The sequence below is a fragment of the Curvibacter lanceolatus ATCC 14669 genome (assembly GCF_000381265.1).
Classification (GTDB): domain Bacteria; phylum Pseudomonadota; class Gammaproteobacteria; order Burkholderiales; family Burkholderiaceae_C; genus Curvibacter; species Curvibacter lanceolatus.
Genome location: NZ_KB906256.1, coordinates 79,197 through 92,585, shown reverse-complemented (window position 1 = coordinate 92,585; position 13,389 = coordinate 79,197). Strand labels below are relative to the sequence as shown.

Genomic DNA, 13,389 nt, shown 5'->3' with positions numbered 1-13,389 from the left:
CTCAGGGGCTTCTCAGTGGGATCCAGGCAGCACGGTGGGCCGGGCCACGGCGTCGGTCTGCGGGTGGTCGGTGCTGAAGTGCAGGCCCCGGCTCTCCTGGCGTTGCCGCGCCGAGCGCACCATCAGCGCGGCCACCTGGCTCAGGTTGCGCAGCTCCAGCAGGGCGCGGCTGGGCCGGCCCAGGGCCCACAGGCGCTCACTGGCGGCCTGCAGCGGGGCCAGGGCCTCGGCAGCGGCCTGCAGGCTGGCGTCGCTGCGCACGATGCCGACCTGGGCCGACATCAGGGCGCGCAGCTGCTGGCGCAGCGCGGCGGCATCGGCCTCCAGCGCCGGGTCGGGTGGGGTCAGGGCTTGATCAGGCGGGGCGGCAGGGCGGCTGGCAGGCAGGGCCTCGGCCAGCACGTGGTCGGCCGCGGCGCGCGCGAACACCAGGCATTCGAGCAGCGAGTTGCTGGCGAGTCGGTTGGCACCGTGCAGGCCGGTGCAGGCCACCTCGCCAATGGCCAGCAGGCCCGGCAGGTCGGTGCGCCCGGCCAGGTCGGTCAGCACGCCGCCGCAGGTGTAGTGGGCGGCGGGCACCACCGGGATGGCCTGGCGCGTGATGTCGATGCCCAGGGCCGCGCAGCGCGCCGCGATGTTGGGAAAGTGCTCATGCAAAAAGGCCGGGCTCTGGTGCGAGATGTCCAGTTCGACACAGGGCAGGCCGTGGCGCTTCATCTCGGCGTCGATGGCGCGGGCCACCACGTCGCGCGGGGCCAGTTCGGCGCGCGCGTCGTACTCGGGCATGAAGCGCTGGCCGCCGGCCGCGGCCGGCCGTTTGAGCAGGCCGCCTTCACCGCGCACCGCCTCGCTGATCAGAAAGCCCTGGGCCTCGGGGTGGCACAGGCTGGTGGGGTGGAACTGCACGAACTCCAGGTTGGCCACGCGGCAACCGGCGCGCCAGGCGGCGGCCATGCCGCAGCCGGTGGAGGTGTCGGGGTTGGTGGTGTGGGCAAACACCTGGCCGGCGCCGCCGCTGGCCAGCACGGTGTGCGGGGCCAGCAGGGTGCGGCGCAGGCCACGGGCGGTGTCCAGCAGTTCCACGCCCAGGCAGCGGCGTGCGGCGCCGTCGGCGCTGGCCGGGGTCAGCACCAGATCGACCAGGCTGTGCTGCTCCAGCACCGTGATGCCCGGGGTTTGGCGCACCACGTCCATCAGGGTGCGCTGCACGGCCGCGCCGGTGGCATCGGCCACATGGGCGATGCGGCGGGCGCTGTGCCCGCCCTCGCGCGTCAGGTGCAGCGTGCCCTGTTCTTGGGTGAAGGGCACGCCCTGGGCCAGCAGCCAGGCCATGGCGGCCGGTGCGCCCTGCACCACGAAACGCGTGGCGGCCTCGTCGCACAGGCCGGCCCCGGCCACCAGGGTGTCGCGCACATGGTCGTCAAAGCTGTCGCCTTCGGCCAGCACGGCGGCAATGCCGCCCTGGGCCATGCCGCTGGCACCGGCGTCCAGGCAGGTCTTGCTGATCACCGCCACACGGCGGGTGGGGGCCAGCAGCAGGGCGGCGCACAGGCCAGCCAGGCCGCTGCCGACGATGAGGGTGTCGAATTCGGTCACGGTCAGTGGGGGAGTGTGAAAAGGCACAGGGCCAGGCCCTGGGGGGCGTTCAGGCCGGGGTGTAGGCCAGGCGCACGTAGATCGGGGCAAAGGCCTCGGCCTGGGTGATCTCGATCAGGGTTTCCTTGGCCAGCTCCAGCAGGGCGATGAAGGTGACCACCAGCACGGTGCTGCCTTTTTCGGGTTCGAACAGGTCTTCGAACTCGACAAAGCGGCGGCCCTGCAGGGCGCGCAGCACCTTGCTCATGTATTCGCGCACGCTGAGTTCTTCGCGGGTGATGCGGTGGTGCTGCACCAGGCGGGCCCGTTTGAGGATGTCGCGCCAGGCCTCCTGCAGGTCGACCACGTGCACATCGGGAAAGCGCGGCTGCAGGCTTTGCTCGATGTACACCTGGGCGCGCATGAAGTCGCGCCCGAAATGGGGCAGGGCATTGAGCTTGGCGCCGGCCAGCTTCATCTGCTCGTATTCGAGCAGGCGGCGCACCAGCTCGGCACGCGGGTCTTCGGGCTCCTGCCCTTCGGGGGCGGGCTTGGGCGGCAGCAGCATGCGCGACTTGATCTCGATCAGCATGGCCGCCATCAGCAGGTACTCGGCTGCCAGTTCGAGGTTGCGCGTGCGGATCTCGTCCACATACACCAGGTACTGGCGCGTCACCCCTGCCATCGGGATGTCGAGGATGTTGAAGTTCTGCTTGCGGATCAGGTAGAGCAGCAGGTCCAGCGGGCCTTCGAAGGCCTCCAGAAAGACCTCCAGCGCATCGGGCGGGATGTACAGGTCGGTCGGCATGGCGAACAGCGGTTCGCCATACAGGCGGGCCACGGCCACGTGATCGACCACGCTTGGCATCGCCGCGCCTTCGGGGGCACCGTCAGGGGCAGGCGGGAGCTGCGCCGTGTCGGCGCCTGGGCTGGGCTTCATGGGTGGGGGCGGGGCAGGCGCGCGCCGGGCGGTGGGCCGGTGAGTGGCCGGGGGTGGGGCGCCGGGCCGGGGCCTCAGTGGCCGCTTTGGTAGACGTAGGGCTTTTGCGGCACGCGGGCCTCTTTGAAGCCTGCCTGGGATTCGCGGTCTTGCTCGCGGTCCCACAGCAGGCCGCGGCCCGCTTGTTGCTGGGCGTCCAGTTCGGGCTTGGCGGCCTTGAGCTGTTCGATGAACTGGGTGGCGTCAGAGGTGTAGTGTGGGCGGGCGAAGATCGACATGTTGCAAGTCCTTTGGGGCGCGATTTTAGCGGCCTCGGGTGGCCAGGCTCTCAAAGCCCGGGGCTGGTGTCGTTTTGGGCCTGTGCTTCGGCCTGTGCAGCCGCCAGTTCGGCGCTCAGTCCCGAGCGCCTGGCCAGGTCGTGCGGCTGGGGCTGCAGCCCTTCCAGGTGCAGGGTGCCGCCGTGCTGGCGCACCACCCGGTGCAGCTGGCGCAAGGCATCGACCCCGGTCGAGTCGAGTGCGATGAGCTGATGCGCCTCCAGCACCACACGGGTGCCGGGCGGGGCCTGCTCCACCGCACTCACCAGCCGGTCGATGCGGTCCACCGCGCCGAAGAACAGGGCGCCATAGAGCTGAAAGCGCAGCTCCGGCCCCTGGCCGGGCAGGGGGGCCACGCTGAACAGCGAGCTCATGCGCCGGATGAACAGGGCGCAGGCCAGCAGCAGCCCCACCTCGATGGCCACCGTCAGGTCAAACACCACGGTGAGCACAAAGGTGCCCAGCATCACCAGCCGGTAATGGCCGGAGTAGTGCTTGAGGTCGGCAAACTCGTGCCATTCCCCCATGTTCCAGGCCACAAACAGCAGGATGCCGGCCAGCACGGGCAGCGGAATCAACAGCGCCAGCGGGGCGGCCAGCAGCACGATCAGCGCGAGCGTCACAGCATGCACCAGGCCCGAGACTGGCGAGCTGGCGCCCGAGCGGATGTTGGTCACGGTGCGGGCGATGGTGCCGGTGGCCGGCATGCCGCCGAACAGGGGCGTGACGAAGTTGGCCACGCCCTGGGCCATCAGCTCCTGGTTGGGGTCGTGGCGCGGGGTGTTGCTGATCTGGTCGGCCACCCGGGCGCACAGCAGCGACTCGACCGCCCCCAGCAGCGCGATGGTGAGCGTGGGGTTGAGCAGGTGCTTGGCGGTTTCCCAGCTGAAATCGGGCAGGGCCAGTTCAGGCAGGCCGGTAGGGATGGTGCCGAAGCGGCTGCCGATGGTTTCGACCTGCAGGCCCAGCACCCAGGCCAGCAGCGTGAGGGTGACCAGGGCCACCACCGGGCCGGGCAGGCGCGAGGTCGCACGCCAGGCGCGGCGCATGCCGGGGATGTCGTCCAGGGTGGCCTGGAAGCGGTGCTTGCGCCCCCACAGCCAGGGCCAGGCGAACAGCCCCACCACACAGGCCAGGCCCAGGCCGAAGGCAGCCGGGTTGAAGCTGCCCCGGTGCAGCCACAGCGTGTTCAGCTGCGAAAAGAAATCGGCCGGCATGCGCGGCACCTGCAGGCCCAGCCAGTCCTTCATCTGCGACAGCGCGATCAGCACCGCAATGCCGTTGGTGAAGCCGACCACGATGGTCACCGGCACATAGCGCACCAGCGTGCCCAGGCGCAGCAGCCCCATCAGGAACAGCAGCACGCCCGCCAGGCTGGTGGAAATCAGCAGATTGGCCAGGCCGTGGCGCTCGATGATGCCGTATACCACCACGATGAAGGCGCCTGCCGGGCCGCCGATCTGAACGTTGGAGCCCCCCAGCAGCGAGATCAGAAAGCCCGCGATGATGGCGGTCCAGAGCCCCGCCTCGGGCTTCATGCCCGAGGCAATCGCGAAGGCCATGGCCAGCGGCAGGGCCACGATGCCCACCGTGACCCCGGCGCCGGCATCGCGCCAGAAGCGGGCGCGGCTGTAATCGCGGCAGGTGTCGAGCAGGCGGGGGTGGAAACGGGCAAGGGCGTGAGGCAGGTGCATTGGCTCGGATTCTGTTCCGCGCTGGCGCCTGCGTCCACATCACCCAGATCGGGGATGTCCCGGTGCTTGCAAAATTGTTACATTGTGTATATGGGAACGTTCATCGCATCTTGGGCGGTGTCGATCGGTGTCTGTGCCGGCCGGCGCTGGCAGGGCTGGCTGCTGGGGCTGGGGTTGGGGCTGGGCCTTTTGCTGACTTGGCCTTTGGGCGCCCAGACCCTGGCGCCGGTTCTGTCCGAGCCCTGGCGCGGTCTGACCGTGCCGGCCTGGCATTTGGTCGATGGGGGCGGAGTCCAGACGCCGGCCCGTGTGATGAGCCGTTTTGCGGCCGCCGAGGGGGCCGCGGCCCGTCCGGGCGAGCGCGTCACGCTGGGCCCCGCGAACGTGCATTGGCTGGCGGTTGACTTGCCCGCTGTTCAGGCTCCGCGTGAGGTGGTGCTGGAGATCCCGATGGCCGATGTGCAGCGCCTGGTCTTCCATGCGCCGTTGGCGGATGAGCGCTGGTTTTTGGCCGAGGCCGGTGCGTCGCTGCCGGTGGCCCGCTGGCCAGTGGCCCATTTGTCCCCCGCATTCGTCTGGACGGTGCAGCCCGGGCAGAGCCGGGTTTACCTGAGCCTGGAGGGGCGCCAGCCGGCCGAACTGGCCTGGCGCCTGTGGGACCGCACGGCCTTCGATCGCCATGCTCGGGCCGTGCACCTGCTGTGGGGGGCTGCCTTGGGCGCCATGTCGCTGCTGGGGGTGCTGTCGCTGGTTCAGGCCCTGCAATACCGGAACAGCCTGCCCCTGTATTTTTCGGGCGCCTGCCTGGCGCTGGCGGTGGCTGCCGCCGCCCAAGGGGGGGTGGGGGCCGAATACCTGTGGCCCGACAGTGGGGGCTGGAGCCAGCGAATGTTCGAGGCTTGGCAATCGCTGGCACAGGGCTTCGGGCTTTTGTTCATCAGCGGCCTCGCGCGCAGCGCGCTGGCCCCCCGCTGGCGCAGTGCCTGCGGGGTGCTCGGGGTGCTGGGGTTGGTGCTGAATTTGATGGCCTTGTCGGGTGTGGCCCTGGGCCCGGCGGCCGGTGGCTATGGCGCCCTGGTCTGGCTGCTTGGCTGCGCCGTGGCGTGGCTTGCCGTTCGGCGTGAGCGTGGCCTGGGGGCCCTGTTGCTCGGCGGCTGGCTGCTGCTCGGCCCTTGGCAATGGGTTGGCGCCTGGCGCGGCACGGCCTGGGCCTTGCCGGGGGAGGGGGTGTTGCTGCGTTGGGCGCCGTCGGGCCTGGCGCTGGCGCTGTGTCTGTTGGGGCTGGCGCTGGCCTGGCGCTGCCGGCTGCAGCGCGACCAGGCGGTGCAACGCCTGGCACTCAAGCGGATTGACTCGCTGACCGGCCTGTCGAGTGAGCATGTGGTGATCGAGCGTCTGGACCACCTGATCTTGCGCCAGCACCGGCAGCACCGGCTGGGTGCCGTCATGCGCATCCGCATCGCCAACCTGCAGGCCATCTTTCGTGAGGCCGGTCTGCCGGCGCTCGATGCGGCCACCTTGCAGGCCAGCCAGTGCATCTCGCAGGTGGTGCGGCGCAGTGGTGACACGCTGGCCCGCTTGGCCGACGGTGATTTCGTGCTGCTGATGGAGGGAGACTTCAAACCCCAGGGGGTGCTGGACTTGGCGCAAATGATCATTGCACGCGGTCTGGCACAACCGGGGCGCCTGCCAGGTGGGGCCACTTTGCGCCTGCAGGTGACCTGCACCGCGGGGTTTTTTCCGGGCTGCGATGCCCAAGCCTTGCTGCAGCGCCTGGGGGCATTGCTCGACGCGATGAACGCCACCGCCAGTGGACGCGCCCTGCAGTTGCTGCAGCCGGGGCAGGACCCGGCCACCGACTCCGGGCGGGCGGCCACGCCACCCACATCCCTGAGCTGGAGCGACCAGCTCACCACCTCGCCACGCGCCTAGGCCTCAGGGCCCGCAGGCCCGTCTTGCGGGGGCTCAGTGCACCCGCATGCCGGGCGTGGCGCCGGGCCAGGGGTTGAGCACGTAGATGCCGGGCTGGGCCTTTTCATCGCCATGGCTGGCGGCCAGCACCATGCCTTCGCTGATGCCGAACTTCATCTTGCGCGGGGCCAGGTTGGCCACCATCACGGTGTGCTTGCCGATCAGGTCTTCGGGCTTGTAGGCGCTGGCGATGCCACTGAAGACATTGCGGTGCTTGCCTTCACCCACATCCAGCGTCAGCCGCAGCAGCTTGGTCGAGCCTTCCACGGGTTCGCAGTTGACGATCAGGGCAATGCGCAGGTCGATCTTGGCGAAGTCGTCGATGCCGATGGTGGGGGCCAGCGCCTCGCCGCCGGGCACGGTGGCTTCGGGCTCAGGGGCGGCCGGTGGCTCGAACAGGGCGTCGAGCTGCTTCACGTCGACGCGCTGCATCAGGTGCTTGTACTCCTGGATGCGGTGGCCGGAGCCGAGCAGGCTGCGGGCACTGTCAAAGGTGAAGGGGCCCACCTGCAAAAAGGCCTCGACCTGGACGGCCAGCGCGGGCAGCACGGGCTTGAGCAGGATGCTCAGCAGGCGGAACGCCTCGATGCAGGCGCTGCACACGTCCTGCAGGCGGGCCTCCATGCCTTCTTGCTTGGCCAGCTCCCAGGGCTTGTTCTGGTCCACGTACTCGTTGACGCGGTCGGCCAGCAGCATGATCTCGCGCAGCGCCTTGCCGTAGTCGCGTTCGGCCAGCAGTTCGGCCACACCCGGGGCGGCGTCCTGCAGGTGGCTCAGCAGGGCGTCACCGTCGGCCGACACGGCCGCCAGCTGGCCGCCAAAGCGCTTGTGGATGAAGCCGGCCGCGCGCGAGGCGATGTTGACGAACTTGCCGATCAGGTCGGAGTTGACCCGGGCCATGAAATCTTCGGGGTTGAAGTCGATGTCTTCGTTGCGCGCGCTGAGCTTGGCCGCCAGGTAGTAGCGCAGCCACTCGGGGTTCATGCCCAGGCTCAGGTACTTGAGCGGGTCCAGGCCGGTGCCGCGGCTCTTGCTCATCTTCTCGCCGTTGTTCACGGTGAGGAAGCCGTGCACAAACACAGAGTCCGGCGTCTTGCGGCCGCTGAACTTCAGCATCGCGGGCCAGAACAGGGTGTGGAAGGTGACGATGTCCTTGCCGATGAAGTGGAACTGCTCCAGCGCCGGGTCGGCCATGTAGGCCGCGTAGTCTTCACCGCGCTTTTCAAGCAGGTTCTTCAGCGAGGCCAGGTAGCCCACCGGGGCGTCCAGCCACACATAGAAGTACTTGCCGGGCGCGCCGGGGATCTCGATGCCGAAGTAGGGTGCGTCGCGGCTGATGTCCCAGTCGCCCAGGCCTTCGCTGGTGGTGCCGTCGGGGTTGGTTCGCACGGTGAACCACTCCTTGACCTTGTTGGCCACCTCGGGCTGCAGCCGGCCGTCCTGGGTCCATTCTTCGAGAAAGGCCACGCAGCGCGGGTCGGACAGCTGGAAGAAGAAATGCTCCGAGCTTTTGAGCACCGGCTTGGCGCCCGACAGGGCCGAGAAGGGCTCGATCAGGTCGGTCGGGGCGTACACCGCGCCGCACACCTCGCAGTTGTCGCCGTACTGGTCCTTGGCGTGGCACTTGGGGCACTCGCCCTTGATGAAGCGGTCCGGCAGGAACATGTTCTTCTCGGGGTCGAAGAACTGCTCGATCACGCGGGTCTCGATCAGGCCGGCGGCCTTCAGATCGAGGTAGATCTGCTGCGCCAGTTGGTGGTTTTCGGGGGCATCGGTGCTGTGCCAGTTGTCGAAGGCGATGTGAAAGCCATCGAGGTAGGGCTTGCGGCCGGCGGCGATGTCGGCCACGAACTGCTGCGGCGTCTTGCCGGCCTTCTCGGCCGCGATCATGATCGGCGCGCCATGGGTGTCGTCGGCGCCCACAAAGTTGACCTGGTGGCCCAGCATGCGCTGCACCCGCACCCAGATGTCGGCCTGGATGTATTCCATGATGTGGCCGATGTGGAAATTGCCGTTGGCGTACGGCAGGGCGGTGGTAACGAATAGCTTGCGTTGGGCAGACATGGTGTTCTTCGGTTTCGGGCGAATCCGTGATTTTAGAAGCGGATGGGGCTTGGAGGCGGCGGCGCGTCGCCTCGTTCGGGAAGCCCTGGGATCCGCAGGGCTGCATCGATGCTGGCTAAACTAACCGGTTTCGCATTCCGACCCTTCCAAAAAGAGCCCCCCATGCCCACGACCGAAGCCCTTCTGCAGGCCCTGCAAACCGTTGTCGACCCCCACACCGGCCAGGATTTCGTCTCCACCAAGGCCCTGAAGAACCTCAAGGTCGAGGGCGGCAACGTGTCCTTCGACATCGAGCTGGGCTACCCGGCGCGCACCTTCATCCCCACCCTGGTCGCTTCTCTGGACGCCGCCGCCCGCAGCGTGGCGGGCGTCACCCAGGTGCAGGCCAACGTGCGCAGCAAGGTGGTGGCCCACGCGGTGCAGCGCGGTGTGCCGCTGCTGCCCGAGGTGCGCAACATCATCGCCGTGGCCTCGGGCAAGGGCGGCGTGGGCAAGAGCACCACGGCGGCCAACCTGGCGCTGGCGCTGGCTGCCGAAGGCGCCCGCGTGGGCCTGCTGGACGCCGACATCTACGGCCCCAGCCAGCCCATGATGATGGGCATCGAGGGCCGCCCGGCCAGCACCGATGGCAAGACCATGGAGCCCATGCTCAAGCACGGTGTGCAGGTGATGTCGATCGGTTTTCTGGTGGCGCAGGACGAAGCCATGATCTGGCGCGGCCCCATGGCCACCCAGGCGCTGGAGCAGCTGCTGCGCCAGACCAACTGGAAAGACCTGGATTACCTGATCGTCGACATGCCCCCGGGCACGGGCGACATCCAGCTCACCCTGTCGCAGCGCGTGCCCATGACCGGTGCCGTGGTGGTGACCACGCCGCAGGACATCGCCCTGCTCGACGCCCGCAAGGGCATCAAGATGTTCGAGAAGGTGGGCGTGCCCATTCTGGGCATCGTCGAGAACATGGCAGTGCACGTGTGCAGCAACTGCGGTCATGTGGAGCACATCTTCGGCGCCGATGGCGGCCAGCGCATGGCCGCCGACTACAAGATGGACTACCTGGGCGGGCTGCCGCTGGACATCAACATCCGCCTGCAGGCCGACAGTGGCAACCCCACCGTGGTGGCCGCCCCCGACAGCGAGGTGGCCGGCCTGTACAAGACCGTGGCCCGCAAGGTGGCGCTGAAAGTGGCCCAGCAGGCCAAGGATTTCTCGTCCAAGTTCCCGACCATCACCGTCAGCCAGGGCACCTGAGCCCCGCCGCCAGCCGCCCGCGCCATGAACATCCTGGCCTCGCTGCGCTACCTGGTGTCGCTGAGCGAGCACCAGCACTTCGGCCGGGCTGCCCAGGCCTGCCACATCACCCAGCCCGCGCTGTCGAATGCGCTGCGCGCACTCGAGGCCGAGTTCGGCGTGGTCATCGTCAAGCGGGCGCGCCAGTACGCGGGCTTCACCCCCGAGGGCGAGCGCGTGCTGGTGACGGCGCAGCGCATGCTGCGCGAGCACGAACTGCTGCAGCAGGACCTGGCCAGCGAGGCCGATCAGCCGCGCGGGCGCCTGCGCATCGGCGCCGTGCCCACGGCCATTCCCATCGTGGCGCGCTTTGCGGCCTGGCTGCAGGCGCGCCACCCGGGCATCCGCCCGGCCGTGCTGTCGCTGTCCTCGCCCGAGATCGAAAACGGTCTCGATGCCCTGACCCTGGACCTGGGCCTGGGCTACACCGACCGCCTGGGTCAGCAGTCGGGGGTGCGGGTGCTGCCGCAGTACAGCGAGCAGTATTTTCTGGTGTGCCGGGACCGCCAGCCCGCCGTGGCGGGCACCGTGGGCATGCGCCGTGGCGAGCCCATGCGCTGGGTCGAGGCCGCGGCCCAGCCCCTGTGCCTGCTCACGCCCGAGATGCACAACCGCAGCATCGTGGACAGCGCCTTTGCGCTGGCCGGGGCCGAGGTCACGCCCGTGATCGAGACCAACTCCATCCTCACCCTGTCGCTCAGCGTGGTGGCGGGCGAGGTCTGCAGCGTGCTGCCCGGGGCCCTGGTCGGCGCCGCCCTGGGCTATGCCGAGCTGGAGGCCCACCCCTTGATCAGCCCCGAGGTGCGCACCCCCATCGGCTTCATGCTGACCCAGGCCGAACGCCCTTCGCGCGCCCTGGCCGCCGCCCTGGCGCTGGCCCAGGACCCGGCCTGGCTGGCCCATGCCGCGGCCTACAGCGGGGCGCTGGGGACTTGAGGGGGCGCTTGGCTTGGTGGGGCAAGCACCAAATCAACCGCCAACCTAACCGCCAAATCGAGCCGCTGTTTTGTCGTGAGGTTTTTCTCAAGTCTTTGATTTGATGTTGTTTTTTGAGTGCGGCAGTGCATTGGAACAACCGCCAAAGCAACCGGCATCAGCAGCGCGCATTCAACCGCCAGCAACCCCCATGGCGAATCAGAACGGGCCGTGCGATGGCCCTAGACTCCAGCCCTCCTTGATTCAATCTTTGAATCAAGGCATGTCCCGATTCAATTTGACCGCACCGCCCCCCAGCCCAGACACTGCGGCCCGGCACAACGCCAGGCCACGACCTGAGCGGCGCCGGGGCGGAAAACACACATCCCTTTCCTCCTCACCACAACAATGGAGACAGACACATGGCAGGTTTTCTTGACAAGGAACGCATCATTGCCGGGCCCGGTTTCAACCGATGGCTGGTGCCGCCGGCGGCGCTCGCGATCCACCTCTGCATCGGCATGGCCTATGGCTTTTCGGTGTTCTGGCTCCCGCTGTCCAAGGCCTTGGGCATCAAGGAGAGCGTGAAGTGCGGCCCCGAGGTGGGCTTTTTTGCCGAGATGTTCACCACCAGTTGCGACTGGAAGATTTCGACCCTGGGCTGGATGTACACCCTGTTCTTTGTCTTTCTGGGCTGTTCGGCCGCGCTGTGGGGCGGCTGGCTGGAGCGCGCCGGCCCGCGCAAGGCGGGCGTGGTGTCGGCCCTGTGCTGGTGTGGCGGCATGCTGTTCTCGGCCCTGGGCATCCACCTGCACCAGTTCTGGATGATGCTGCTCGGCTCGGGCGTGATCGGGGGCATCGGGCTGGGCCTGGGCTACATCTCGCCCGTGTCCACGCTGATCAAGTGGTTCCCGGACCGGCGCGGCATGGCCACCGGCATGGCCATCATGGGGTTTGGCGGCGGCGCCATGATCGGCTCGCCGCTGGCGGCCGACCTGATGAAGGTGTTTGCCAGCCCCGAGAGCGTGGGCGTGATGCCCACCTTCATCGTGATGGCGCTGATCTATTTCGTCTTCATGATGGCCGGTGCCCTGGGCTACCGCGTGCCCGCCACCGGCTGGCAGCCCGAAGGCTGGACGCCGCCGGCCATCCATGCCTCCAACACCATGATCACGCAGCGCCATGTGCACGTGAAGAACGCCTTCAAGATCCCGCAGTTCTGGCTGGTGTGGATGGTGCTGTGCATGAACGTGAGCGCCGGCATCGGTGTGATCGGCATGGCCTCGCCCATGCTGCAAGAAGTGTTTGGCGGTTCGCTGATCGGTGTGGCGGCCAAGTACGGTGAGCTCGACAAGACCCAGCTGGCCGCGATCGCCGGTGTGGCGGCCGGCTTCACCGCGCTGCTGAGCCTGTTCAACATCGGGGGCCGGTTCTTCTGGGCCAGCCTGTCCGACAAGCTCGGGCGCAAGATGACCTATGTGGTGTTCTTCGTGCTCGGCGGGGTGCTGTACTTCGGCGTGCCGGGCAGCGCCGCAGCGGGCAGCACCGTGCTGTTCGTGGGGGCCTTCTGCATCATCCTGAGCATGTACGGCGGCGGCTTTGCCACCGTGCCGGCCTACCTGGCCGACCTGTTCGGCACCCAGTTTGTCGGCGCCATCCATGGCCGCCTGCTGACGGCCTGGGCCACGGCCGGCATCCTGGGCCCGGTGGTGGTGAACTACATGCGCGAGTACCAGCTGGGCTTGGGCATTGCGCGCGAGCAGGTCTACAACCAGACCATGTACATCCTGGTCGGCATGCTGGTGATCGGCCTGATCTGCAACCTGCTGGTGCGCCCCGTGGCCGACAAATGGTTTATGAGCGACGCCGAGTTGGCCGAAGAGAAGCGCCTGGCCCACGAGAAGGCGGCTTCGGCCAGCACCACCGGCACCAGCAACGGTCGCCCCGACAGCGTGAGCCCCGCCGTGGTGGCCCTGGCCTGGGCGGCCGTGGGCATTCCCCTGGCCTGGGGGGTGTACCGCACCCTGCTGAGCGTGCTCAAGTTGTTCGGTTGACACGCACGCCATCGACACAAGACAAGAAGAGGACCCCATGAGCACCCCCCACGCCTCAGATTCCGCAGCCACCGCAGACGCTGCGGCACCGAAAGCCGCACTGCAGATCGTTCAGCAGGCGGTTGACGAACTGGCCCACCTGCCCGGCGCCCTGCTGCCCATCCTGCACGCGGTGCAAGACCGCCTGGGCTATGTGCCCGAGGCCGGCGTGCCCCTGGTTGCCCAGGCGCTCAACCTGTCGCGGGCCGAGGTGCATGGGGTGATCAGCTACTACCACCACTTCCGCAGCAGCCCGCCTGGGCGCCATGTGGTGCAGGTGTGCCGGGCCGAGTCCTGCCAGTCGCGCGGTGCCGAGGCCTTGTGGGCCCATGCCTGCAGCCGCCTGGGCTGCGCCGACAGCGATCACGGCGCCACCAACGCCGACGCCAGCGTGACCCTGCTGCCCGTGTACTGCCTGGGCCTGTGCGCCTCGTCCCCCGCCATCGCGGTGGACGATCGGGTGCATGCCCGCGTCAGCCTGCCGCGTTTCGACCAGCTGGTGGCGCCCTTGCAAACCCAGGAGGCCTGAG

The 13,389-nt window shown here is 68.4% G+C and carries 10 protein-coding genes; 5 read left to right on the top strand and 5 right to left on the bottom strand.

Translation table 11 applies throughout. The features are described 5' to 3' along the window. Positions 1 to 12: 12 nt before the first annotated feature. From nadB to F624_RS0109175, 4 genes are all read right to left on the bottom strand, one after another. The gene (gene nadB, locus F624_RS0109190) at positions 13 to 1,602 is read right to left on the bottom strand and encodes an L-aspartate oxidase (protein WP_031254571.1); all 1,590 of its coding nucleotides are present in this window, start codon (positions 1,600 to 1,602) and stop codon (positions 13 to 15) included. 43 nt (positions 1,603 to 1,645) lie between these two features. Continuing rightward, positions 1,646 to 2,515, bottom strand: coding sequence for a segregation and condensation protein A (locus tag F624_RS0109185; protein ID WP_019573998.1), 870 nt, complete (start codon positions 2,513 to 2,515; stop codon positions 1,646 to 1,648). A 74-nt stretch (positions 2,516 to 2,589) separates the two neighbouring features. After that, positions 2,590 to 2,793 (bottom strand): DUF3460 family protein, encoded by a 204-nt coding sequence (locus F624_RS0109180; RefSeq protein WP_019573997.1) that lies wholly within the window; start codon positions 2,791 to 2,793, stop codon positions 2,590 to 2,592. A 50-nt stretch (positions 2,794 to 2,843) separates the two neighbouring features. Next, on the bottom strand, positions 2,844 to 4,526 hold the full coding sequence (locus F624_RS0109175) for a SulP family inorganic anion transporter (protein WP_019573996.1): 1,683 nt from the start codon (positions 4,524 to 4,526) through the stop codon (positions 2,844 to 2,846). Positions 4,527 to 4,616: 90 nt separating this feature from the next. On the opposite strand from F624_RS0109175, the gene F624_RS0109170 reads away from it, so the two are divergent. Next, complete coding sequence (locus F624_RS0109170) at positions 4,617 to 6,458, top strand: 7TM diverse intracellular signaling domain-containing protein (RefSeq protein ID WP_019573995.1); 1,842 nt, start codon at positions 4,617 to 4,619, stop codon at positions 6,456 to 6,458. A 33-nt stretch (positions 6,459 to 6,491) separates the two neighbouring features. On the opposite strand, the gene metG is transcribed toward F624_RS0109170, so the two are convergent. Continuing rightward, positions 6,492 to 8,561, bottom strand: a complete 2,070-nt coding sequence (metG, locus tag F624_RS0109165) for a methionine--tRNA ligase (protein ID WP_019573994.1) — start codon at positions 8,559 to 8,561, stop codon at positions 6,492 to 6,494. 162 nt (positions 8,562 to 8,723) lie between these two features. Here metG and apbC point away from each other — a divergent pair, with 162 nt between their 5' ends. The 4 genes from apbC to F624_RS35735 all read left to right on the top strand — a co-directional run bounded on the left by apbC (position 8,724) and on the right by F624_RS35735 (position 13,388). After that, the gene (apbC, locus tag F624_RS0109160; RefSeq protein WP_019573993.1) at positions 8,724 to 9,812 is read left to right on the top strand and encodes an iron-sulfur cluster carrier protein ApbC; all 1,089 of its coding nucleotides are present in this window, start codon (positions 8,724 to 8,726) and stop codon (positions 9,810 to 9,812) included. Between the two features lie 24 nt (positions 9,813 to 9,836). Beyond that, positions 9,837 to 10,787 carry a LysR family transcriptional regulator gene (locus F624_RS0109155; protein ID WP_019573992.1) on the top strand — a complete coding sequence of 317 codons (951 nt, stop codon included), beginning with the start codon at positions 9,837 to 9,839 and terminating at the stop codon, positions 10,785 to 10,787. Between the two features lie 401 nt (positions 10,788 to 11,188). Continuing rightward, a complete protein-coding gene (locus tag F624_RS0109150; RefSeq protein WP_019573991.1) occupies positions 11,189 to 12,820 on the top strand; it encodes an OFA family MFS transporter in 1,632 nt (543 codons plus the stop codon). 37 nt (positions 12,821 to 12,857) lie between these two features. Beyond that, positions 12,858 to 13,388 carry a formate dehydrogenase subunit gamma gene (locus F624_RS35735; RefSeq protein ID WP_019573990.1) on the top strand — a complete coding sequence of 177 codons (531 nt, stop codon included), beginning with the start codon at positions 12,858 to 12,860 and terminating at the stop codon, positions 13,386 to 13,388. The last annotated feature ends 1 nt before the right edge of the window (position 13,389 follow it).